This is a genomic window from Modicisalibacter sp. (assembly GCF_055145905.1).
The window spans coordinates 26,016-49,956 of sequence record NZ_JBSREH010000002.1 but is presented as its reverse complement, the minus strand read 5'-3'; the positions used below and the strand labels follow the sequence as shown (position 1 = coordinate 49,956).

Sequence of the window (23,941 nt, the reverse complement as noted above, 5' to 3'; positions counted from 1 at the left end):
CTTCGCCTTGCCTGATCGTCGCTCGGCGAGGTCTCGTCCGGCGTCAGGGAGGCAGTCATGATCCCTCAGCCGGCCTATCTGCTGCACAAGCGGCCCTACCGCGAGACCAGCGCCCTGGTCGAGCTGATCACGCTCGAGCACGGCCGGGTGCGTGCCGTGGCCCAGGGTGTGCAGCGGGCCGGCAGCAAGTCGCGTGGGCGCCTGCAGCCCTTCGCGCCGCTACATGTCACCTGGCAGGGCGATCGTGAACTCAAGCGGCTGCGGCTGCTCGAGTCGCGAGGGTCGGTATCGCTGCTGGCCGGCGAGGGCCTACTGTGCGGCCTGTACGCTAACGAGCTGCTGACCCGGCTGTTGCCGCCCTTGCTGCCGGTTCCGGATGTCTTCGCCTACTACACGGCGGCACTCGACGCGCTGACCATGCCGGCGCAGCGCGCCGGCGCCCTGCGTCGGCTGGAGCTCAGCCTCCTCGAGGCGCTCGACAGCGAACCGGTCTTCCTCGATTGTCGGGATCAGGCCCTGGACCCCCAGGCCCGCTACGTCTATCGCCCCGAGCTTCGCCGCTTCTCGTCGACCGAAGAAGGGTGGGGCATGGAGGGGCGGGCCCTGCGGCTGCTGGCTGCGGGCGACTGGGAGCGTCCGGGGCTGGCCCGGGTCGCCAGGACGTTGACGCGTGCCGCACTGGATACGCTGCTGGGCGAGCGCCCGCTGCGCTCGCGGGAACTGATGCGCGCGCTGGTGGCACGGCGCCGCGGCGAGCGGCGCGAGGTGTAAGCCACCGCCGGTAGGCGCTAAGATGCCCCTCCATCCCTGCGGCTTATCCAAGGAGTACCCCCATGCAGCCTCCCCGCATCCTGCTCGGCGTCAACATCGACCATGTGGCGACCCTGCGCCAGGCGCGCGGTACCCGTTATCCCGATCCGGTCCAGGCCGCGCTGCTGGCCGAGGAGGCCGGTGCCGATGGCATCACGCTGCACCTGCGCGAGGATCGTCGGCACATTCAGGAGCACGACGTGCTGCGCCTGGCCGAGGTCGTCAACACGCGCATCAACCTGGAGATGGCGGTCACCGCGGAGATGGTCGCCTTCGCCGAGCGCGTCAAGCCGGCGAACGTCTGCCTGGTCCCGGAAAAGCGCGAGGAGCTGACCACCGAAGGCGGGCTGGACGTGGTCGGCGGCCGGGCCGCGATCGCGTCGGCCTGCGAGCGTCTGGCCGCCGCGGGTTGCGAGGTGTCGCTGTTCATCGACCCCGAGCCCGAGCAGATTCGTGCCGCCCACGAGGTCGGTGCACCGGTCATCGAACTGCACACCGGTGCCTATGCCGAGGCCCGGGGCGAGACTGCCCGCATCGAACACGCCCGGGTGGCCGCCGCGGCGGAACTGGCCCAGGAGCTGGGGCTGACGGTCAATGCGGGACATGGCCTGCACTACCACAATGTCGAGCCCATCGCCGCGATTCCCGGCATTCATGAACTCAATATCGGCCACGCGATCATCGCTCGCGCCCTGTTCGTGGGGCTCAAGGAGGCGGTTGCCGAGATGAAGCGGCTGGTCGTGGCGGGCTATGAAGCCGGTTTCGTGGCCGCCCTCGACGGTCATGAACATGACCACGGCCACGACGAGCACGACTAGTCAGTCGTCGGTGCCTGGCGCGACCGGGCGAGTCTGCGCGGTTTGCCAGGCACGCAGTCGTTGCAGGGCATTGAGCAGGGTCTCGTAGATGTCCGCCACGCTGGCGATGCCCTGGGCGCGCAGGCGTGACTCGAGGGTCTCGGCGACCAGGGCCAGCTGCGGCACGCCACAGTAGCGGCAGGCACCATTGAGATGGTGCACGGCGTCGAGGAAGGCAGTGTCGTCGCCGCTTTCGTAGGTGCGTCGCAGTTCGGCCTCGGTCGCGTCGAGACTTTCCAGCAGCGTCGCCAGCATCCGTTCGGCCAGTTCCGGGCGCCCCCCCGCCAGCGTGATGCCGAGCTCGGCATCGACGACCGGAAGCTCGTCGTCGTCGGCCGCCGTGTCGCGCCGGGCAGGCGTCGCGGCGGCATCGGGCGCAGGAGGGAGGGCCAGGTAATCGTCCAGCACGCGGTCCAGGGCCTGCTCGTCGAGCGGCTTGATCAGTACTGCCTGCATCCCCGACGCCAGCAGCGAGCGGATGTCCGCGGGGCGGGCGTGGGCGGTAAGGGCGATGACCGGGCAGTGGCGCCATGGACCGCCGAGCCGGCGCAGCGCGGTCGTGGTCGCGATGCCGTCCATGCCCGACATGCGAATATCCATCAGTACCAGGTCGGCGCTCTGCCGGCGCGCCAGGGCCAGTGCCGCCTCGCCGCTGTCGGCACAGAATATGTTCTCGATGCCGCGCTGGCGCAGCAATTCGCTGACCAGCAGGCGGTTGGAGGCAATATCGTCGACGATCATCACGCAGGCCCCCTGGGGCGAGGGCGCCTCGTCCGCGGCATGGGCAGCCAGGGAGAGAGAACCGGCCGGCAGCAGTTCGCTCAGCGCGACGGCCAGGCGTGCACGGGTCAGGGGTTTGCTGAACCAGCGAATGGTGTCGGGCAGGCCGCCGGTCTCCGACTCCCGGGGTTCGCACTTGCCCAGTACCAGTACGGGGCAGGGCAGCCGTCCCAGACGTGCCCGGGTCACGGGATCGATGCCCGCTGACACCGCCTCGATCACCAGGTCCGTGCCCGCCGGCAGTGACTCGGCCGTCGGCGACGCATCACGCATCACCACCTCGGCACCGGCCTGACGCAGCAGGTGAGCGAGGGCGCGGCGGCTGGGGGTGTGCGGCTCGACGAGTACCAGGCACCGCCCGCTCAGGTCGAGCGCCGTGCCGCGTTCGCCGGCAGATTCCACCACGTCCAGCGGCAATGTCACGTGGAAGGTGGTGCCGCCTCCGGGCGTGCCGTCGGCGCGAATCTCGCCGTCCATCTGATCGAGCAGCTTCTTGCAGATCATCAGCCCGAGACCGGTGCCGCCGGGGTGACTCAGGCGGGTGGCCTCGGATTGCACGAACGGCTGGAACAGCTGGTCCCGAATCTCCTCGGCCAGGCCGACGCCGGTGTCGCTGACGCGAATGCCCAGCACGACCCGGCTGCCGTATTCCGCCTCGACCTGAACGCGCACCAGAACCTCGCCGCGATCGGTGAACTTGACGGCATTGTGGACCAGGTTGGTGAGGATCTGCTTGATCCGCAGCGGATCGCCCGACAGTGTTGTCGGGACGTCGTCATAGACCAGCCCCAGCATCTCGAGTCCCTTGCCCTGGGCGGCGGGGGCCTGCAGGAGCAGGACCTCGTCGATCACCTCGGCAATGTCCAGGCCGGCGGTATCGAGCGCCAGCTTGCCGGCCTCGAGCTTGGAAAAATCCAGAATGCCGTTGACCAGCGACAGCAGATTGTCGGCCGCGAGGGTGACATTTTCCAGCCACTCCTGCTGGCGGGCGTCCAGCGGACTGCGCTCGAGCAGGCGGCAGAAACCGATGATGCCGTTGAGCGGGGTGCGGATCTCGTGACTGACATTGGCGAGAAACTCCGATTTCACGCGACTGGCATCCAGTGCCTGCTGGCGGGCGTTCTCGAGTTCGGCGTTCTGGCGCTCGATGGTCTGCAGCGAGGCGCGCAGTTCCGTGGTCACCGGCGTGTCGGCCGGGTGGCTTGAGGCCAGCGTGTCGGCGAGCCCGTTGATGGCAAGGGACAGCAGCGCCAGTTCGTGGGGGCCTTCGTTGGGCAGGCGGGCGCTGGTGTCGCCGGCCCGTAGCCGCTCCAGAACATGGCGTTGTTCTGCGATGGTCGCCAGGGCACGACGCGGCACCAGCAGCGCGATGAGGCCCAGTACCAGCATGGCCAGGGTCAGTGCGACCGCCCAGCCGGCCAGCTGGCGATAGCGCGGCAGGCTCAGGGCGCCGTCGTCGAGAGTCACGTCCAGCCAGGCGGGGGGAGCGACATTGCCTTCGGCAGGCAGCGGCACGATCACGTGTGCCCGGCCGTCGCGCCGGGTCAGGGCCGCCCGGCCAGGAGGTGGGGTGTTCGTCGCGGCAGTATCGCGCCAGTGCACCGCGTCTACATCCGTCAGTCGGGCCAGCCGGTCCAGCAGCGCTGCCGGTGGCGCCGCCGTTGCCGTGTCTCGGGTCTCGGCGAGGAAGGGCGCGAGCACCCTGACCCCGTCCTCGATGCGCGTCACCAGCGCTTCGCGGCGCTGGCGGTCGTCCGCGGCGAACTGCCAGCCGCCCAGCGCCAGCATCAGTAGCCAGGGAATGACCAGCAAGGCCAGCAGCAGGCGCAACCACAGGGTCATGGGGCGAGATTCCGAAGACGCGACATGGGCTGACAGTATGCCACAGACCGGCCCCCCCGCCTGTCCACCACCGGGCGGCGACGATATAATGCGGCCAGTTCTTATTCACCGTTCGGGCGCTCGCCGAATGACAGCTCGCCCCGGCGCAGAAGGAAACCGTCATGCACTTTCCCACCCTCGAGGATGTCGTCGGCAACACGCCGCTGGTCCGCCTGCAGCGTATCGGAGCCGGTCGCAACAACACGCTGCTGGCCAAGCTGGAGGGCAACAACCCGGCGGGCTCGGTCAAGGACCGTGCGGCCCTGTCGATGATTCGTGAAGCCGAGGCCCGGGACGAGATCGCCCCGGGCGACACCCTGATCGAGGCCACCTCGGGCAACACCGGCATCGCCCTGGCGATGGCCGCCGCCATCAAGGGCTATCGCATGGTGCTGATCATGCCCGACAGCGCCTCCAGCGAGCGCAAGCAGGCCATGGCGGCCTACGGCGCGACGCTGATCACGGTCACCGGCGAACAGGGCATGGAAGGCGCCCGCGACCTGGCCGACGAGATGGTCGCCCGGGGCGAGGGCAAGCCGCTCAACCAGTTCGCCAACCCGGACAACCCGCTGGCGCACTACCGCACCACAGGGCCGGAGCTCTGGGAGCAGACCGCCGGCAGCATCACCCATTTCGTCAGCTCGATGGGCACCACCGGCACGATCATGGGGGTGTCGCGCTATCTCAAGGAGCGCAATCCGCAGATCCGGATCGTCGGCCTGCAGCCCGAGGATGGTGCCAGCATCGCCGGCATCCGCCGCTGGCCACAGGCCTACCTGCCGAGCATCTTCGAGGCCTCGCGCGTCGATGACGTGCTCGACATCGGCCAGCACGAGGCCGAGGAACACATGCGTCGTCTGGCGCGCGAGGAAGGCATCCTCGCCGGCGTTTCCTCGGGCGGCGCGCTGGCCGGCGCGCTGCGCGTCGCCGAGCAGGTCGAGAATGCGGTGATCGTGTTCATCGTCTGCGACCGGGGCGACCGCTACCTGTCCACGGGCCTGTTCGCCCCCGAGGTCTGACATGAGCCGACTGGGCGAGCGGCGCACGCCGCGCAAGGCGCAGCGGAACCGTCAGGATGCCGTGGCACCGTGCGGGGCTGACGAGGCCGGCGGGGTGGTGGAGATCGAACGCCTCTCGCATGACGGCCGCGGCGTGGCGCGCGACGCGGCCGGCAAGACCCTTTTCGTCAGTGATGCCCTGCCCGGTGAGCGGGTGATGGTGGCGGTGCACACCACGCGCAAGCGCTACGACGAGGCGCATGTGCGCGAGCGGCTGACCACGGCGACGACGCGGGTGGCGCCCGTCTGCGCGGTCTACGGCAGCTGCGGCGGCTGCGATCTGCAGCATCTGGCCGTCGAGGCCCAGCGCGAGCACAAGCGCGAGGTGCTGGCCGACCAGCTGCGTCGCCAGGGTGTCGACGCGCCCGAGTCCATCGAGCTGCTGGCGGCTGAGCCACTGGGCTATCGGCGCCGGGCTCGGCTCGGTGTACGTCGTGACAATGCCGGCGACGTGCATCTCGGGTTCCGGGCCCGCGGCAGCCACCACCTGATCGACGTCGATGACTGCCCGGTGCTGATGCCCGAACTGGCGGCCCTGATCGCGCCGCTGCGGGCCTTGCTGCCGACCCTGGCGGCGCCGCGGCATGTCGGCCATCTGGAACTGGTCGCTGGTGAGACGGAGCAGGTCGTCGTGGTACGCCAGCTTCGCGAGCAGGCCGAGGACGCCCGGCGCTGGCAGGACTGGGGCGAGGCCAACGGCGTGGCGGTCGCCTGGCTGGTGGGCCGCGAGCAGCCGGCCTGGCGCTGGCTCGGCAAGCCCGGAACGCTGCGCTATACCCTGAAGGGAGGGGCCCGCGACGTCACCTTGGATTTCGCACCGGGCGACTTTCTGCAGGTCAACGCCGGCGTCAACCAGCAGCTGGTTCAGCGGGCGCTGGCGTGGCTGGCGCCGTCGGGTGGTGAGCGTGTCCACGATCTGTTCGCCGGTATCGGCAATTTTACCCTGTCGCTGGCGACCCGGGTCGGCGAGGTGATGGCGCTGGAGGGCAGCGCCGCGATGGTGCAGCGCCTGCAGGCCAATGCACTGGCCAACGGCCTGGGCAATGTCACGGCGCGGGCCCACGATCTCGGCGTTGCCCCGGACTGGCGAGACGCCCCCGACATCGTGGTGCTGGATCCGCCCCGCGAAGGCGCCGAGGCGGCCTGTGACGCCCTGGCGTCGTCGGCGGTGCCGCGCGTGCTCTACGTGGCCTGCGATCCGGCGACCCTGGCCCGCGATGCGGCGCGTCTGGTGCATGGCGGCTACCGGCTGCGGCGCGCCGCCGTGGCCGACATGTTCACGCAGACCGCCCATCTCGAATCGATGCTGCTGTTCGAACGCGCAGGATGAGCGGATGGGGCGATATCGCCACATCGAACAATAGGAAGAGGCACCCAGACAATCATGGTCAAGGTTCGCGAAGATCAACCCCTCGACGGCGACGGGCAGGTCGATATCGACCGCTGGCTGGCGCGTCTGCAGGACGACGTCACCCTGCGCGACGTGGACGAGCTCAAGTCGGCCTGCGAGCTGTCCCGGCGCCGCGCCCGCGAGACGGAAAAGCCCCACAAGGCGTGGCTGGAAGACGGCTCCAGCTTCCGCACCGGGCTGGAGATGGCGGACATCCTCGGTGAGCTGCGCCTCGATCAGGAGGCGCTGGAAGCCGCCGTGCTCTATCGCGCCGTGCGCGAGGGGCAGATCGGCCTGGCGGCGATCGAGAAGCGCTTCGGCCACGGCGTGGCCCGGCTGATCGACGGCGTGCTCAACATGGCCGCGATCAGCCAGCAGCAGACCCCCAGCCACGGCATGTCCCAGCACAACCAGCAGGAGAACCTGCGCAAGATGCTGGTGACCATGATCGATGATGTGCGGGTGGCGCTGATCAAGATCGCCGAGCGTACCTGCGCCCTGCGCCAGGTGCGTGACGCCCCGCGCGAGAAGCAGCTCAGCGTGGCTCGCGAGGTGTTCGACATCTATGCGCCGCTGGCCCACCGCCTGGGCATCGGTCATCTCAAGTGGGAGCTCGAGGACCTGTCGTTTCGCTACCTGCACGAGGACGACTACAAGACCATCGCCCGGCTGCTGGCCGAAAAGCGCGTGGATCGCGACCACTACATTCAGGATGTGGTCGCCACGCTCAAGCAATTGCTCGAGCAGAACCATATCCATCGCTACGAGGTCAGCGGCCGCGCCAAGCATATCTATTCCATCTGGCGCAAGATGAAGCGCAAGCACATCGACTTCTCGCAGGTCTACGATGTGCGCGCGGTGCGCATCCTGGTGCCCGAGGTGGCCGACTGCTATACCGCGCTGGGCATCGTGCACTCGCGCTGGCACCACGTGCCCAACGAGTTCGACGACTACATCGCCAACCCCAAGAAGAACGGCTACCAGTCGCTGCATACCGCGCTCATCGGCCCCGAGAACAAGGTGCTGGAGATCCAGATTCGCACCTTTGCCATGCACGAGGAGGCCGAGCTCGGGGTCTGCGCCCACTGGCGCTACAAGGGCCACGACGTGGGCGGCAAGAGCCGCAGCTACGAGGAGAAGATCGCCTGGTTGCGTCAGGTGCTGGAATGGCAGGACGAGGTGGGCGATCTCGGCGACCTGCGCGAAGGGCTGTCCAGCGACGTGGCGCCGGATCGCATCTACGTGTTCACCCCCGACGGGCATGTCATCGATCTGCCACGGATTGCCACGCCGATCGACTTCGCCTACCGCGTGCATACCGAGATCGGCCATCGCTGCCGGGGCGCCAAGGTCGACGGCCGCATCGTGCCGCTGACCTATCGGTTGAAGACCGGCCAGCAGGTCGAGATCCTCACCGCCACCCGGGGCGGACCCAGCCGCGACTGGATCAATCCCAGTCTGGGGTATGTGAAGACCTCCCGGGCTCGGTCCAAGATCCAGTCCTGGTTCAAGCATCAGGCGCGTGAACAGAATCTCGAGGAAGGCAAGGCGCTGTTCGAGAAGGAGTTTCGGCGGCTGGATCTCGAGGGCCTGGATCTCGCCACCCTGGCCGGCGCGGTCAATTACACGTCGCCCGACGACATGTATGCGGCCATCGGCGCCGGCGACCTGCGCATCGGCCAGGTGCTGCACCAGGCCCAGCAGCTGTTCGGCGACACCGATGACGAGGAGCAGCTCGACCGCCTGCTGGCCAAGCCCCGGCGCACGGCGAAGGGCCCCGGCGACGGCATCACCGTGCTCGGCGTGGGCAACCTAAAGACCTCCATGGCCAACTGCTGCCACCCGGTCCCCGGCGAGCAGATCATCGGCTACATCACCCAGGGGCGTGGCGTGACCATCCACCGCCAGGACTGCCCCAACATTCTCCAGTTGCGCAGCGAGGAGCCGGGGCGCATCGTCGATGTGGAATGGGGGGATCAGGCACGGACCCAGTACCCGGTGGACATCGAGATCGAGGCCTGGGACCGCTCCGGGCTGCTGCGTGACGTGACGAATGTGCTCAGTCACGATCGGGTCAACGTGCTCGGCGTCAATACCCGTACCAACAAGGACGACAATACCGCCCGGCTGCACATCACGCTCGAGGTCGACGGTCTGGAATCGCTGGGGCGGATCTTCTCGCGCATCCAGCAGCTGCCCAACGTCATCGACGTCAAGCGCCTGCGCAACGGGGCCGGCAAGGGAGGGCGGGCATGAGCGATCGCCGTCATACCCTCGACGACCTGCTGACCCTGATGGCGGTGCTGCGCGACCCGGTGCAGGGTTGCCCCTGGGACGTGACGCAGACCTGGGAGACGATCGTCCCTCATACCCTTGAGGAAGCCTATGAGGTCGCCGACGCCATCGAGCGCCGCGCCTATGACGAACTGCCCGGCGAGCTGGGCGACCTGCTGTTCCAGGTGGTCTACTACAGCCGGTTCGCCGAGGAGGAGGGGCGTTTCGACTTCCATGACGTGATCGATGCCCTGACCGCCAAGATGCTGGCGCGTCATCCGCATGTCTTCCCCGACGGCACCCTGGCGTCACGCCGCGAGGGCGTGAGTGCGGCCGAGGTCGAGGAGCGCCAGGTCAAGTCCCGCTGGGAGGCACTGAAGGCTGACGAGCGCCGCGAGCGGGCCGCCGTCTCGGTGCTCGACGACGTGCCGCGCAACCTGCCGGCGCTGTCGCGGGCCGCCAAGCTGAGCAAGCGGGCCGCCCGCGTGGGATTCGACTGGCCCGACGAGCGGGGCGTGCTGGCCAAGATCCGCGAGGAACTCGGCGAGGTCGAAGACGCACTGGAAGCGGGCGAGACCGAGGAGGCCCGTGCGGAGGTCGGTGACCTGCTGTTCGCCGTGGTCAACCTGGCGCGACGACTGGGCGCCGACCCGGAGCAGGCCCTGCGTACCACCAATGCCAAGTTCGAGCGCCGCTTCCGGCATGTCGAGCGGGCGCTGGCCGCCGACGGCCGGCAGCCTCAGGACGTCTCCCTGGCGGAGATGGACCGGCACTGGAACGAGGCCAAGCGGCGGGAACATCCTTACCCCGAGGAGAGCAACAACAATGAGTGATGATCTGCACGAATCGTTGCGCGACAACGTTCGCATCCTGGGTGACAGCCTGGGACACACCATCGCCGACGACCTCGGCGACGGGTTCGTCGACAAGATCGAGGCGATCCGCGGGCTGGCCAAGCGGGGGCGCCAGGGGGAGGGCGGCTCGCAGCGCGAACTGATCGAATACCTGCGCGCGTTGCCCGACCAGGACCTGCTGCCGGTGACCCGTGCCTTCAACCAGTTTCTCAACCTGGCCAACATCGCCGAGCAGCACTATCGCGCCCGGTTCCGCCGTGTCGAGGATTACAAGCCGGGATCCCAGCCGGTGCTCGGCGAGCTGTTCGAGCGCATCGGGCGCTCCGGCTACTCGCCGCGCCAGCTGATCGAGACGCTCGCCGGCATGCGCGTCGAGCTGGTGCTGACCGCGCACCCCACCGAGGTCATCCGGCGTACCCTGATCCAGAAGTACGACGCCATCGACGACTGCCTGACGGCGATGGAAGGCGCGGTCGACTATCCCGAGAAGGCCACCCGGGTTCAGGGGCGTCTTCAGGAACTGATCAGCCAGGCCTGGCACACCGACGAGATTCGCCACGAGCGGCCGACGCCGGTCGACGAGGCCAAGTGGGGCTTCGCGGTGATCGAGAACTCGCTGTGGCAGGCGGTGCCCGACTTCCACCGCGATCTCGACAACCTGCTGCTGGATGCCGCCGGGGAGCGGCTGCCGCTGGATGCCTCGCCGCTGCGCTTTGCCTCGTGGATGGGTGGCGACCGTGACGGCAATCCCAACGTCACCGCCAGGGTCACCCGCGAGGTGCTGCTGCTCGGGCGCTGGATGGCCGCGGACCTGTATCTGCGCGATCTGGAACAGCTCAAGTCCGAACTGTCGATGTGGAAGGCCAACAGCGCCCTCAAGGCCGAGGTCGGCGATGAGCCCGAGCCCTATCGGGCGCTGATCCGGCGGTTGCTGGCGCGAGTCGAGGCCACTCGCGACTGGGCCAAGGCGTGTCTCGACGGGCGCAGCTTCGAGGGCGGGCCGATCATCGAAACCCGCGATCAGCTCTATGCGCCGTTGCTGACTTGCTACCGCTCGCTGTGCGACGTGGGACTGGACACCATCGCCAACGGCGCGTTGCTCGATACCCTGCGGCGGGTGGCGGTGTTCGGCGTGTCGCTGACCAAGCTGGATATTCGCCAGGAGTCCAGCCGCCACACACAGATGCTCGACGAACTGACCCGCTACCTGGGGGTTGGCGACTATCAGGCCTGGGACGAGGCGCAGCGTCAGGCATTCCTGCTCGAGGAACTGGCCTCGCCGCGGCCCCTGATCCCGCGGCGCTGGGACTGCTCCACCGAGGCGCGGGAGGTCATCGATACCTTCCGGGTGATCGCCCAGGAACATCGCGAGGCGCTGGGGACCTATATCATCTCGATGGCCGGCCAGCCCTCGGATGTGCTGGCGGTGGCGCTGCTGATGAAGGAGGTGGGCGGTGACGTGCGGTTGCCCATCGCACCGCTGTTCGAGACGCTCGACGACCTGGACCGCGCCGGCGAGGTGATCGACCGGCTGCTGTCACTGCCCGGCTACCGCGAGATGGCCGGCGACAGCCAGGAAGTGATGATCGGCTACTCGGATTCGGCCAAGGATGCCGGTCAGCTGGCCGCCGCCTGGGCCCAGTACCGGGCCCAGGAGACGCTGGTCGAGATATGTCGTCGCCATGGCGTCGACCTGACCCTGTTCCACGGTCGTGGCGGCACCGTCGGCCGTGGCGGCGGCCCGGCGCATGCGGCCATCCTCTCGCAGCCGCCGGGGTCGGTGAACGGCAGCCTCCGGGTCACCGAACAGGGCGAGATGATTCGCTTCAAGTTCGGCCAGCCCGACATCGCCCTGCGCTCGATGGAGATCTACGCCTGCGCGGTGCTCGAGGCCACGCTGCTGCCGCCGCCGTCCCCCGAACCCGAGTGGCGCGAGGAGATGGACCGGCTGGCCGAGATCGCCCACGGCGCCTATGTCGGCGTGGTGCGCGAGGACCCGGATTTCGTTCCCTATTTCCGCGCCGTGACCCCTGAAGGGGCGCTGGGTCGCCTGCCCCTGGGCTCGCGACCGGCCAAGCGACGTTCGGAAGGCGGGGTGGAGTCGCTGCGGGCGATCCCCTGGATCTTCGCCTGGACCCAGACGCGATTGATGCTGCCGGCCTGGCTGGGCAGCGGCGAGGCCTTCGCACGGCGTCTGGAAGAGCCCGACGGCCTCGAGCGGCTGCGCGAGATGCGCCATCGCTGGCCGTTCTTCGGCACCTATCTGGACATGCTGGAGATGCTGCTGGCCAAGGCCGACCTGGGGATCGCCGCCTACTACGAGCAGCGCCTGGTCGATGAGCCGGCGCTTCAGCAGTTGGGCAGTGCCCTGCGTGAACGACTCGAGCGTCTGCACGGTGTGCTGCTGTCGATTCTCGATCAGCAGGAGCTGCTCGAGGGCACGCCACTGATCCGTCAGGCGATCGACGTGCGCAACCCCTACATCGACCCGCTGCATGGACTGCAGGCCGAACTGCTGCAGCGCAACCGGGATGCCGATGGGGCGATCAGCCCGGCGTTGTCCCGGGCGTTGATGGTGACCATGGCAGGCATCGCCGCAGGACTGCGCAACACCGGCTGATACGGTGTCGGTGAGCTCAGGCGGAAACGGGGCCGGGATACATCCCGGCCCCGCTTGCGTCGGGCCATCGCTTGTCCGGCCACGCTTGCCGACTCTTTATACCGTTATCTATGAAGCTTTTCCAGATAGCTATATTGGTGGCTGCTTCGAGCTTTCAGCCACATGGCTTTCGTTATCAGGCCTGTCGTCGGTGCTATTGCGGGGTGTCGTGCCAGAGTCGCTCCAGAGTCGGCGCGTGCAGGGCGTGGCGTCGTGCGGCCTCGAGCAGCGGGCCGAGAATGGCATCCCGCTCGGTACGCCGCCCGGCCAGCACGTCCTGCAGCATCGAGGCGCGATTGCCCGCCGTGGCCTCGATAACGCCCTGGACATGGGCTTGCCAGCCGATTTCCGGTGGTTCGACCTGCTCGGCGGCCATGATGGCCGCCACGTCGTCAACGATCGCCTCGACGTGGGGCTGGTACGCCGGGTCGCGCAGTTCACCGTTGCGAATGCGGTGAATCGCCACCAGCGGGTTGATCGCGGCGTTGACGGCGAGCTTGTGCCACAGTCGGCGGCGGATATCGTCGCAGGCTCGTGTCTCGATGCCGGCGGCGGTCAGCTCGGCGGCGATGGAGATTGCCAGCTCCCGGTACCGGCCCTCGAGATGGCCCAGGTGGGTCAGACCGTGGCCGGCATGCACCACCTCGTTCTCGCCTTGCGTGTAGGCGCCTTCGCTGGTCACCGCGCAGAGGGCCGGGCCGGTCCAGCGCCGGGTCGCCAGCGGCTGGGCCTGAAAGCCATTCTGCCAAAGCACCAGGGGCGTGTCGGGAGCGACCCGGGCGACCAGTTCGTCGAGCGCTGCCGCCACCGCGTGGCTCTTGGTGGTGACGTGGATCAGCGACGGTTGACTGGGGGCCTCGGCGAGGGTGAGGCGTGCCACATGGTATCGGTTGGTTTGTCCTTCAGGGGTCGTCATGACCAGGGGATCCGCACTGGCTCGGCGTCCGATCAGGATAGGCGGCTGCCGCTCGGTCAGGCGTGCCGCCAGCAGCCGGCCGAGGGCGCCGGCGCCGATTATCAGCCAGTGTGGGGCGGTCGTCATGTGTCGTCTCCCTGCCGGGTGGCGCGGCGCGTTCCGCGCCGTGTGGATTTGCCGGGCGTGTCACTGCTGCCGGATTGAATGGAGCGCCGACGGCGCGACGACGCTTTTGCTTTCTTTGAGGCCGGCTTTCCGGAGGACTGCTTACCGGAGGACTGCTTACCGGAGGACTGCTTACCGGAGGACTGCTTACCGGAGGCCGGCTTCCTAGAGGTCGGCTTTTTCGGGGCCGGTCCCAGGCCGCGGGTCTCGCCGAGGGCCTGGCGCATGCGGCCGGCATCGGCGGCGGCCAGTAGCTCGCGCAGGTCCGCGAGCAGCCCGTCGAGAAAAGGCTGGTAGGCCTCGCCGGCCTCGGCGATGGCGCGCAGGCGCTGCTCCCAGAGGGCGGTGCGCTCGGGTCGTGTCGCCGCGTCGGGCAGGGCCCGGATCAACGCGTGCCCGGTGGCGGTAGCACGCAGGTTGCCGCTCTGGCGCACCAGGTAGCCGCGCTTGAGCAGGGTCTCGATGACCGCGGCGCGGGTCGCCTCGGTGCCCAGGCCGTCGGTGTCGCGCAGGGTGCGCTTGACCGCCGGTTCCTCGACGTAGCGGGCGATGTTCATCATCGCCTTGATCAGGCTGGCGTCGGTGAACGGTTCCGGGGGCCGGGTCAGCTTGTCGTCGATGCCGGCGTCGGCCACCGTGACCGGCTCGCCCTCGGTCAACGGCGGCAGGGGCGGGGCCTCGTCGCGGCTGGTGAACAGCGGCTTCCAGCCGGCAACCAGGATCTCGCGGCCCTGGGCGCGGAAGGTCTCGTCGAGGATCGTGAACTCAGCCTTGACCTCGCGGGTTTCGAGCATCGGGTAGAACTGGGCGATGACGTTGCGGGCGATCAGCCGATAGATCGCCGCTTCCGGCTGCGACAGGCGCTCGGGCACGAAGGGCTTGCCGGTCGGCGCCAGGGCATGGTGCGCGCCGACCCTGGCATCGTCGAAGGCCCGCGGGCGCCGTGTGAAGTCGGCACCGGTCAGCCAGCCGCGCAGGGCCTCGTCGCCGGCCCCGGCGCGTTCGAGCAGGGCGCCCATGCCGGCGCGATGGTCTTCGGGCAGGTAGCGACAGTCCGAGCGCGGGTAGGTAATCAGCTGATGGCGTTCGTAGAGCGCCTGACAGATATCCAGCACCTGCTGGGCGGAGAAGCGGTGGCGGCGGGCGGCGTCGACCTGCAGCGCCGACAGTGAATAGGGCAGGGGCGCGTTCTGGCGCTTGCGTCGGGCGTCCAGCTGAGTCAGTCGCCCCTCGGCACCGGGCAGGTGTGCCAGCAGCGCTTCGGCCGGGGCCCGGGCGAGCAGGCGTCCCTGGTCATCGAGCGGATGATGCTCTTGTGGCTGCCACCAGGCACGCAGCTCGCCGGCGGCTACCGACAGGTCGGCCCACAGCACATGATACGGACGCGGCTCGAAGCGGGCGATGTCGATGTCGCGGCGTGCCACCAGCCCGAGTACCGGCGTCTGCACGCGGCCCACGGACAGCACGCCGTCGTGGCCGGCCTGGCGGCCGGTCAGGGTCCAGGCGCGGGACAGGTTGATGCCATAGAGCCAGTCGGCCCGCGAGCGCGCCCGGGCCGCCTCGTAGAGTGGCTGATAGCGGCGGTTGTCCTGCAGCGTGTCCAGCGCGCGGGTCACCGCCGGCCGGTTGAGGTCGCTGATCAGCAGCCGCGCCACCGGTCCGCGCCAGCCGAGATGCTCGATGACCTCCTGCACCAGCAACTGGCCTTCCCGGTCCGGATCGCCGGCATGCACGAGGCTGTCGGCGCGCTTGATCAGCTCGCGCAGTACCTTGAGCTGGCCGCGGGCCTTGTGGCGCGGCACCAGTCGCCAACGCTCGGGGACGATCGGCAGGTGGTCGAGTCGCCACTGCTTGTAGCGCGGGTCGTAGGCATCCGGCGGGGCCGGCTCCAGCAGGTGGCCGAGACACCAGCTGACCCAGGTATCGCCGACCTCGAGGGCGCCGTCCCGGCGCTGCGTCCGTCCGGGCAGGGCATCGGCAATGGCGCGGGCCAGGCTGGGCTTTTCGGCGATGATCAGGCGCATGGTGGTGAGTCCGGCACCGTGTGGCTGGATGGGCGTCCAGTATGCCCGAGCCGGCAGGACGATTCATCCCTGCGGGCGGCTTCCCTCGTGCCCCTCAGCCGAGAGCGCGCTTGGCCTGGACCAGCGCCCGGTACCAGTCGCGGCGCGGCGGACCGATCGCCAGCGGGCGTTGGCTCAGGAAACTCACGCCCCGGTTGTCGGTATGCGCATGGCTGGCCTGGTAGTTGACCAGCATGTCGAGGGTCTGCTCGCGTGCACCGTAATGCTCGATCAAGAAGCGTCGGGCAGCGGGGTCCAGATCGACCCGATAGTGACGCACCAGAGCCAGCGCCAGGGATTCGGCGGTATGCGCCAGGTTGACCTCGATTTCCTTGACCATGGCGGCCCCCAGCGCGGCCTTGGCGGCAGCCGACAGGTTGGGTTCCAGCTGGCCGAAGTCGGCGGCGTTGGAGCCGTTGATGGCGCGCTGGACCTCCGGGCGCGAAAGCTGGATGTGCGGCTCCAGGGCCAGCGCGATCTCGATCGCCAGGCGCTTGGCGGCGTCCACGCCGACGGCGAGCAGGGTGTCGCGTTCCAGCTGTTGCGTGCGCGATGGCCGCGGCATCTCGATGCCGGCTTCCTTCAGGTGCCGGGCGAGGTGCTTGCAGACCTCGGCCTTGGCGGCATCGTCCAGGGCGATGATGTGCTCGCGGATGCGCAGGCCGCGTCGCCCCGGGCCCAGCCGCAGACGGGTGTCCTGGTCGCCCAGACGGTTGCTGATGCGCTCCCAGCGTTCGGAACGCTTGATCAGCTGGGCGTGGCTGCGGCCGACCGCTTCATACGCGTTGTAGGCCGACTTGTAGAGACGGATGGCGTTGGTCAGCAGGTCAGCCTTCTGACGCAGCTGGCTGCGCCGGTCACTCTGGCCGCGAGCCACCACCGGCGCCAGGTGATGGATCTGTTCGGCCAGCGCGTCCATGGCCTGCAGCGAGCGCTCCTGGAGCACTTCGGCGCGCAGTCCGGCGGCGGCATGCTCGACCAGCGTACCGGACTGTTCGGCCAGATAGGCGGTAAGGGCCTTGAGGCGCGACAGGGCGGTGGCCTGGGCGATCCGGTAGCGGGCGCGGGCCTCCTCGAGGTTGTCCAGGGCCTGGGCGAGCCGCCAGCGTCCCTTGTATTCGAAGGTCAGCATGGGGATCTGGCGTCCGCTGATCAGCTCGAAGGCGAGAATCAGCATCTCTTCGACATCCTGCAGCGTCATCAGCAGTTCGTTGTCCTGCTCGATGGCGGCTAGCACGCGCTCGATGAAGTTGGTGTCGCGCGGTACGCCCAGCCGCAGGTCGGGGGCGCGGCCCTCGAAGCGCTCGCGCAGCAGCGTGGTGGCGGCCGGCGCGAGTTCGGCGATCGCGGCGAACTGCGGCTCCAGGCCGTCGCGGTAGCGTGCCACCAGGTCGCGAATGCGGGCATGCAGCCCGGCGCGGCGGTAGATGTCGATCTGGGTGATGATGCGGGCACTGTCGCGATCGTCGAGCAGCTCGATGGCGGCCAGCTCGACCCCTTCGGGGGAGAGATCCTGCTTGCGCAGCAGCATGGCGGCGGCTTCGCGGCGGCGGGCGTCGCCCTCGAGACTCTCGACGATCAGATTGCGGGTCGCCAGCAGCAGTTCCGGCAGGCTCTTGATGACACGCTCGACCTTGCGGGCGGTGCGCTCCGCACGTCGTCCCCCGGTGAGGTTGTGCACCAGGTTGGCGATGATACCCGCCGCACCGGTGATCACCGTGTAGGAGATGAAGAAGATGTAGTTGTCGGCGGTGGGGGCCTTGCCGTAGCCCAGCAGGTAACCGCCCCAGGCGCCGAGCAGGGTCACCGGGCCGGCGGTCCACAGGATCTGCAGCAGGCTGACCGTCCAGGGAACCTTCTCCACGGCGGCCGTGATGCGCCGGATCTCGTCGCGTCCTTCGCGCTCCAGCCGCACCTGCGGGGTTTCGTGGGGGGATTGATCACGACGGAACGGCAGGCGCAACGCGAAGAGTCCTCGAACGGGGGCAGACCGGAACAGGGCGCTACCCTAGCACCGCCGGCGTGCGCGCGCCAGCGGTGGTGAGCCGGCTGCGCGGGGCATGCTAGACTGAGCGGATTTTCCGAGGAGGGTTGCAATGCTGGCGATGTGGGTAGAGCAGCTGCTGGGGTACGCCGGGGGCGCCCTGTCGGCGATCCGGGCGGATGAACACTATCCCTCGCTGATGGCCTGGGCCCGTGAGGAGGGTGTCAGGTATCTGGGCGGCAACATCGCCCAGGCGCAGGCGCTGGCGCCGGAATTGTGGAACCAGACGCCGCTGGTGCGGCTGGACTTCGCCTGTGAACCGCTGGCCCGGCCGGGGCGCAACGAGCCCTGCTGGTGCGACTCGGGACGCAAGACAAAGCACTGCTGCGGCGCCGTGACCCTGCCGGGCGCGGTACCGCCGCACCTGATGTGGATGCTGTCGCTGCGCGACTGGAAGGGCGATACCCTCAAGGCGGCGCTGGAGAGCGGCCGGGCCCCCGCCCAGGCATTGCTGGAAGCCGGACTGATCGCCGCCGAGGGCGGCCAGCGCGGCCGTGCCCAGCAGATTCTCGAGACCCTCTTCCAGGCCGCCGACTGGGATCAGCTGCCCGAACAGGCCGAACCGGCCTTCGAGCTGTTGATCGAGCTCTACCAGGAGCGGGGCTTCAACCGCAAGCGCGCGGCACTGCTGGACGCCATTCTCGAGCGGGGGCCGCTGTTCCTGCGCGGCGTGGCGCTGGAGCGGTTGTGCCTGATGCATCTGGACAGCGACGATCTGGCCAGCGCCCGCGAGGCCTTCGTGCGGGCCCAGCAGACCCTGCCCGATTCGCCGACCCTGGCCTATATCGAGGCCATGCTGTTGTTGCATGAGGGACACCCGCAGGAGGCCCGCGAGCGGGCACGCTTCTGGTTCCGTCGCCTGGCGCGCCAGGGGGATATGGACGCCGAGCAGCTGCAGTTCCTGGCCGATCTGGCCGACAATCCCGGCGCGACCCTGGCCGAGCAGATGGTCAATTCCGAGGAGGCGCTGGCCGAGCCCCTGATGGGGCTGCAGGCGCTCCTCGAGGCGTTGCCCACTGCGCCGCGGCTGCATTTCGAGGTCGGAGAGGCGGGTATCGAATACCAGTCGACGGCCCGCGAGGATACCTTCTTCGCCGCCTGGCGCGAGGTGTTCGGGGTCGATGTGGACGAGGAGGCGGCTCTGGGCTTCCAGGCGGACCCCTGGCCGCAGGCCGCTGACTGGCTCAACGCCCTGTGCGCCCATCCCGAATGGCTGGACTCGCCGGCCGTGGTGCAGACCCTGAGCATGGCCCTGGCCAGCCGTTTTGGTAGCCTGCCGTGGATGGCGGAGAGCTTCTTCGCGCCGCTGGCGGTGCGCTTCGAGCGCTGGCTGGAGCAGATCGAGAGCCACGGTGCGCCCTTCGTCTGGGACGTGGCCGACAACGCCGTGCTGCTGCGTGCCGGGCTCGCGCTGGTGGTGGGCATGGAGCGTGGCGATCGGCAGCGGTCCCGGCGGCTGGCCGAGCGCCTGCTGGTGCTCGACGAGAACGACAGCCTGGGGCTGCGCGAACTGGTGCTGGACCAGCTGCTGCGCGAGGGCCGCGATAGCGAGGCGCTGGCCCTCAGCGACCAGCCGACGGGAGAAGAGGAAGCGCCGCTGCTCGGTGTGCTGATGGGGCGGGTTCTGGCGCTGTACCGGCTGGAGCGCTTCGATGCCGCCGAGGAGGCGCTGGAGGCGGTCGATGCCCTCAACGCCCATGTCGTCGCCATGCTGTGTGCCGACAATCCCCGGCCGGTGCCGCTGGCCGTGGAAGTGCCCGAGCCCGGCACCAAGGCCGAGGCCTGGCAGTATCGTGCGTTGATGCGCGATCAGTGGGTGGCCACCCGCGGCGCGCTCAAGTGGCTCGACGAGCAGCGCCGGCGGCTGGCCGACCGCTGATCAGCGGTCGGCCTCGGCGGTTGGCGAGGGGATCAGTCGGGGATCGCGGCCCAGCCACCAGGCCAGGGCGATCGCCGGCAGGCCGATCAGGGTGGACCACAGGAAGAAGACCATGTATCCCTGGCTGGCCACCACCATCCCGGAAAAGCCGCCGATGAACTTTCCCGGCAGGGTCATCAGCGACGAGAACAGCGCGTACTGGGTGGCCGTGTAGGCCCGTGAGGTGAGGCTCGATAGAAAGGCGATGAACACCGTGCTGGCCAGCCCGTTGGCCAGGTTGTCGCCCATGATGGTTACCACCAGCATGGGCAGCTGGGCCCCCAGGCTGGCCAGGGTGGCGAACAGCAGGTTGGTGGCTGCGGCGAGCACGGCACCGGCCAGCAGCATCCGGGCGATGCCGTAGCGCACCACCAGCAGCCCGCCGATTACCCCGCCGGCGATACTCATGGCGATGCCGAACACCTTGGTCACGTTGGCGATCTCGGCCAGCGAGAAGCCCAGGTCGATGTACAGCGGGTTGGCCATGGCTGCCATCGACAGGTCGCTCAGGCGAAACAGTCCGATCAGTGCCAGCAGCCCGACGGCTTGCCGCCCGTAGCGCGTGAAGAAGTCGGTGAAGGGGCAGACCACCGCGCCCACCACCCAGGCCCCGAAGCGCCGCCAGCGCCGGGGACGATGCCGCTGCGCGTGAAGAAAGCGGCGCACGCGGGGCTCGTGCTGCCAGGGAACGCCGAGTGTCGAACGCGGCGGCTCGGGGCGCGACAGCACCGTCAGCATGCCCACGCCGACCAGCCCGGCCATGGTCAGATAGGCGGCCTGCCAGGACACCAGGTCGGCAATGTAGAGGGCACCGGCGCCGGCGGCCAGCAGGCCGCCGCGATAACCGATGATGTAGGTCGAGGCCATGGCCGCCTGGATGCGCTCTTCGGCGGACTCGATGCGAAAGGCGTCGATGACGATGTCCTGGGTGGCCGAGCCGAAGGCCACCAGCAGGGCGAAGACGGCGACCTGCGCCAGGTCCTGGCGCGGGTCGAGGCCGGACAGCGCCGCCAGTGCTCCGGCGATCACCAGCTGGGCGAGCAGCATCCAGCTGCGCCGCTGGCCCAGTCGGCGGGTCAGGATCGGCAAGGGGAGTCGGTCGATGACCGGCGCCCAGAACAGCTTGATCGAATAGAGCATGCCGATCCACGAGAAGAAGCCGATCGCCGCGACCTCGACCCCGGCATCGCGCAGCCACGCGGTCAGCGTCGAGAAGACCAGCAAAAACGGCAGGCCGGCCGCAAAACCGAGAAACAGCATGGCGACGACAGGGGCGCGGCGGTAGACGCTCAGGGCCTGACGCCAGGAGCGGCGGGGGGAGTCGGGCATGATCGGTCTCCTGCCGGACGGGCGATGCCGGTGGCGATCGCTGCCGTCATCGATGTTAGGATGAAGGGGTGGCGGCAAGCGGCTAACTTACGCGGTTCCCCGTCGTCGAATCAATGCCGCTGCGCGACGCATCCCAGCCACGGTGTCAGGAGCAAGATGAGCGAATCCAACAGCGTTTCCGCGGATATCGATACCCGGGCCATTCCTCACTGGTACCTGATTCAGTGCAAGGGCGGGGAATCGTTTCGTGCCACCGAAAATCTGGCCAACCAGGGCTACGAGATCTTTCATCCGGTGCTGCAGGTCCAGAAGAAGCGCCGGGGCCGGTTGTGCTGGGTCGATGAGCCGCTGTTTCCCTATTACCTGTTCATCCGGCTCGACCGGTTGGCCAGCAACTGGCGGCCGATCCGCTCCACCCGGGGCGTGCTGCGTCTGGTGACGTTCGGCGACCAGCCCCTGCCGGTCGACGACGCCCTGGTCGATGCGTTGCGCCACAACGCCGCCGCCACGGCGGACGAGCGTGAAATCAACGTCTATTTTCGGGCCGGCGACGTCGTGGAAATCTGCGAGGGGCCGTTCCGGCAGTTGCAGGCGGTCTTCGAGCGCCGCAAGGGCGAGGAACGCGCCATCGTGCTGCTCAACCTTCTGCACGGCCAGCAGGCCGTGGACTTGCCCATCTCGCAACTGCGCCGCTCCTGACAGCCCGAGTCCGACCTTCCTCTTTTCCCTGCCTGACCGGAGGCTTTCATGTCCATTACCGCCCAGCAGGTGGTGACCCTGCACTACACCCTGCGCAATGCCGACGGCGAGATGCTCGATGACTCGCGGCGGCGCGAGTCGCCGCTGGAGTACCTGCATGGCCACGACAACATCGTGGCCGGTCTCGAGCGGGCGCTCGACGGCCACGCGGCCGGCGACCGCCTGACGGTGACGCTGGCGCCCGCCGATGCCTATGGCCTGCGTGACGAGGCGCGGGTGCAGACAGTGGCGCGCAGCGCCTTCGGCGGCGTCGAGGCGCTGGCGCCGGGCATGCGCTTTCAGGCCCAGGGGCCGGACGGCCCGCGGGTGGTGACGATCGTCGATGTCGATGACAGCCGGGTGACCGTGGATGCCAACCATCCGTTGGCTGGGCAGACCCTGAGCTACAGTGTCGAGATTCTCGAGGTACGCGAGGCGACCCGGGCCGAGCTGGCCAAGGGGCACCCGCTGGCGCCGGATGTCGAGGCATCGCAGGTCGAGGACAAGAAGTTCGGATGACCCCGGCGACAAGCCCGCCGCCATGTTGTGCCCGGCTCTTGACTCAGGTCAGAAAGCCGGACGCGGTGCTGCGCTACAGTGCGAGGTGTCGGGTCACGCGGTCGCCCCGGTTCATCGGGCCGCCCGCGTTGATCGATAGATGTCGTCAGGGAGGGGCAATTGCCCCGCTATCGCCGGCCTTCGGGCCGGCTTTTTTTCGTCGGTGCCTTTTGTCGCCCATCCGCCAGTGCCCGTGTCAGGCCGGCGTGGCGAGCAGGGGGCTCTCCCGATAGCGATCCAGCCAGGCGAGCACCGCATCGGCCTCGAGGCCGGACGAGATCAGGTAGCCCTGGGCCTGGTCGCAGCCGGCGGCGGCCAGCCGGTTCAGGTGCTGCGATGTTTCCACGCCCTCGGCGATGACGCTCAACCCGAAGCGGTGGGCCAGGGCGATGCTGGCATCGACGATCATTGCGTCCTCGGGCTGCTCGAGCATACCCATCACGAATGACTTGTCGATCTTGAGCACATCGAGCGGCAGCTGGCGCAGCTGGGTCAGCGACGAATAACCGGTGCCGAAGTCGTCGATGGCGATCTGGATGCCCTGGCGCCGCCATTCGGCGAGCCCGCGGGCCGTGAGTTCCGGGTCATGCATCATCGACTGCTCGGTGATCTCCACCATCAGCTGGTGCGGGTCGACACCGCGGTCGGCCAGCCAGGCCGAGACCAGCGTGCCGAAGCCGGTGCGCTCCAGGTTGAGCGCCGAGAGATTGACGGCGATGGTCTGGGGATTCTGCCGGGCCTGCCACTCCGCCATCTGGGCGATGACATGCTGGAGCAGCCACTCGCCCAGCAGCGTCATGTGGCCGGAGGCCGCGGCCAGCGGCAGAAACTCGTCCGGCTGCAGCAGGCCGAGCTGCGGGTGCTGCCACTGCATGAGGGCCTCGAAACCGGTCACGCTCCCATCACGAATACGGATCTTGGGCTGGTAGACGACTCGCAGCTGCTGTTCGCGTACCGCCATGACCATGTCGCGGAGCAGCTGACGTTCGCGCTCGTGGAGGCGGTCCAGCCCGCATTCATAGGCGTGATAGCCGTCGTGCGACTGCCGGGCCAGCGACAGGGCGATGCCCGAGCGGCGCAGCAGGTGGCGGCTCTCCTGGCCGTGTTCGGGGTAGCGCAGGTCCGACACCGACAGCGAGGGGATCAGCGACGTGCCCTCCAGCTCGAGGGGCTGGTCGATCGTCTCGCGCCAGCGGTCGTTGCCGAGGGTGGCTTCGGTGATCATCAGGAATTCGTCGCCGCCCAGCCGGTAGACCCGGCCGTCGTGCAGGCTCAGTTGCTGAAGGCGCCGGGCCAGAGAGACCAGCAGTTCATCGCCGATGGCGTGCCCCAGGCGTTCGTTGATGGCCTTGATATTGTTGACGCTCAGGCGGATCAGCGAGAACGGCCGACGTGCGTCGATCAGCCGGTCGATTTCGGCCAGGGCCGCGCGATGCGTGCCGACTCCGGTCAGGACATCGATGTCCAGGGCCGGCAGCCGAGGCGCCGATGCCGGCAATAGGCGTTCGGCGCTGCGGCGGGTGAGTTGCGAGGTGCCCAGTAGCAGCCGGGCGGTTGCGTGTTTCAGCAGGGCGATCACGAGCCGGTTTCCTGTGGGGTGAAGGCCGACGAGTCAGCGGACGGTTCTCGAACTTGGGCAGCGAAAAA

General features: G+C 68.7%; 16 protein-coding genes. 10 read left to right on the top strand and 6 right to left on the bottom strand.

All coding sequences use genetic code 11. From position 1 onward, the window contains the following. The first annotated feature begins 57 nt into the window (after nucleotides 1-57). Both recO and pdxJ read left to right on the top strand, forming a co-directional pair. Nucleotides 58-771, top strand: a complete 714-nt coding sequence (gene recO, locus ACTCB7_RS02115; RefSeq protein WP_463005372.1) for a DNA repair protein RecO — start codon at nucleotides 58-60, stop codon at nucleotides 769-771. Nucleotides 772-833: 62 nt separating this feature from the next. Beyond that, nucleotides 834-1,628, top strand: a complete 795-nt coding sequence (pdxJ, locus tag ACTCB7_RS02110; protein WP_463005371.1) for a pyridoxine 5'-phosphate synthase — start codon at nucleotides 834-836, stop codon at nucleotides 1,626-1,628. Here the strand turns inward: pdxJ and ACTCB7_RS02105 are convergent, their stop codons facing one another. Continuing rightward, complete coding sequence (locus ACTCB7_RS02105) at nucleotides 1,629-4,289, bottom strand: ATP-binding protein (protein WP_463005370.1); 2,661 nt, start codon at nucleotides 4,287-4,289, stop codon at nucleotides 1,629-1,631. Nucleotides 4,290-4,450: 161 nt separating this feature from the next. On the opposite strand from ACTCB7_RS02105, the gene cysM reads away from it, so the two are divergent. Genes cysM through ppc form a run of 5 tightly spaced genes read left to right on the top strand, consistent with a single transcriptional unit; the run spans nucleotide 4,451 to nucleotide 12,524 of the window. Further along, nucleotides 4,451-5,347 (top strand): cysteine synthase CysM, encoded by an 897-nt coding sequence (gene cysM, locus ACTCB7_RS02100; RefSeq protein WP_463005369.1) that lies wholly within the window; start codon nucleotides 4,451-4,453, stop codon nucleotides 5,345-5,347. 1 nt (nucleotide 5,348) lies between these two features. Then, nucleotides 5,349-6,716: a TRAM domain-containing protein gene (locus tag ACTCB7_RS02095; protein ID WP_463005368.1), complete on the top strand. Its 1,368-nt coding sequence runs from the start codon at nucleotides 5,349-5,351 to the stop codon at nucleotides 6,714-6,716. A 54-nt stretch (nucleotides 6,717-6,770) separates the two neighbouring features. Next, complete coding sequence (gene relA / locus ACTCB7_RS02090) at nucleotides 6,771-9,032, top strand: GTP diphosphokinase (protein ID WP_463005367.1); 2,262 nt, start codon at nucleotides 6,771-6,773, stop codon at nucleotides 9,030-9,032. Further along, nucleotides 9,029-9,883, top strand: a complete 855-nt coding sequence (gene mazG, locus ACTCB7_RS02085) for a nucleoside triphosphate pyrophosphohydrolase (protein ID WP_224414765.1) — start codon at nucleotides 9,029-9,031, stop codon at nucleotides 9,881-9,883. The genes relA and mazG overlap by 4 nt, the downstream gene beginning before the upstream one ends. Beyond that, nucleotides 9,876-12,524 (top strand): phosphoenolpyruvate carboxylase, encoded by a 2,649-nt coding sequence (gene ppc / locus ACTCB7_RS02080; RefSeq protein ID WP_463005366.1) that lies wholly within the window; start codon nucleotides 9,876-9,878, stop codon nucleotides 12,522-12,524. Before mazG ends, ppc begins: the two co-directional genes overlap by 8 nt. 193 nt (nucleotides 12,525-12,717) lie before the next feature. On the opposite strand, the gene ACTCB7_RS02075 is transcribed toward ppc, so the two are convergent. The 3 genes from ACTCB7_RS02075 to ACTCB7_RS02065 all read right to left on the bottom strand — a co-directional run bounded on the left by ACTCB7_RS02075 (nucleotide 12,718) and on the right by ACTCB7_RS02065 (nucleotide 17,670). Next, a complete protein-coding gene (locus tag ACTCB7_RS02075) occupies nucleotides 12,718-13,605 on the bottom strand; it encodes a ketopantoate reductase family protein (RefSeq protein WP_463005365.1) in 888 nt (295 codons plus the stop codon). Next, nucleotides 13,602-15,668 carry a DNA topoisomerase III gene (locus ACTCB7_RS02070; protein ID WP_463005364.1) on the bottom strand — a complete coding sequence of 689 codons (2,067 nt, stop codon included), beginning with the start codon at nucleotides 15,666-15,668 and terminating at the stop codon, nucleotides 13,602-13,604. Before ACTCB7_RS02070 ends, ACTCB7_RS02075 begins: the two co-directional genes overlap by 4 nt. Before the next feature lie 94 nt (nucleotides 15,669-15,762). Then, nucleotides 15,763-17,670 (bottom strand): hypothetical protein, encoded by a 1,908-nt coding sequence (locus ACTCB7_RS02065; RefSeq protein WP_224414769.1) that lies wholly within the window; start codon nucleotides 17,668-17,670, stop codon nucleotides 15,763-15,765. 133 nt (nucleotides 17,671-17,803) lie between these two features. Here ACTCB7_RS02065 and ACTCB7_RS02060 point away from each other — a divergent pair, with 133 nt between their 5' ends. Further along, complete coding sequence (locus ACTCB7_RS02060) at nucleotides 17,804-19,630, top strand: SEC-C domain-containing protein (RefSeq protein ID WP_224414770.1); 1,827 nt, start codon at nucleotides 17,804-17,806, stop codon at nucleotides 19,628-19,630. Here ACTCB7_RS02060 and ACTCB7_RS02055 read toward each other — a convergent pair whose 3' ends face one another. Further along, the gene (locus tag ACTCB7_RS02055) at nucleotides 19,631-20,998 is read right to left on the bottom strand and encodes an AmpG family muropeptide MFS transporter (protein WP_224414771.1); all 1,368 of its coding nucleotides are present in this window, start codon (nucleotides 20,996-20,998) and stop codon (nucleotides 19,631-19,633) included. Between the two features lie 156 nt (nucleotides 20,999-21,154). On the opposite strand from ACTCB7_RS02055, the gene rfaH reads away from it, so the two are divergent. Both rfaH and ACTCB7_RS02045 read left to right on the top strand, forming a co-directional pair. After that, nucleotides 21,155-21,697 carry a transcription/translation regulatory transformer protein RfaH gene (gene rfaH / locus ACTCB7_RS02050; protein ID WP_163650137.1) on the top strand — a complete coding sequence of 181 codons (543 nt, stop codon included), beginning with the start codon at nucleotides 21,155-21,157 and terminating at the stop codon, nucleotides 21,695-21,697. Between the two features lie 48 nt (nucleotides 21,698-21,745). After that, on the top strand, nucleotides 21,746-22,255 hold the full coding sequence (locus ACTCB7_RS02045) for an FKBP-type peptidyl-prolyl cis-trans isomerase (RefSeq protein ID WP_163650138.1): 510 nt from the start codon (nucleotides 21,746-21,748) through the stop codon (nucleotides 22,253-22,255). Nucleotides 22,256-22,490: 235 nt separating this feature from the next. Here ACTCB7_RS02045 and ACTCB7_RS02040 read toward each other — a convergent pair whose 3' ends face one another. After that, nucleotides 22,491-23,873 carry a putative bifunctional diguanylate cyclase/phosphodiesterase gene (locus tag ACTCB7_RS02040; protein ID WP_163650139.1) on the bottom strand — a complete coding sequence of 461 codons (1,383 nt, stop codon included), beginning with the start codon at nucleotides 23,871-23,873 and terminating at the stop codon, nucleotides 22,491-22,493. Nucleotides 23,874-23,941 lie beyond the last annotated feature (68 nt).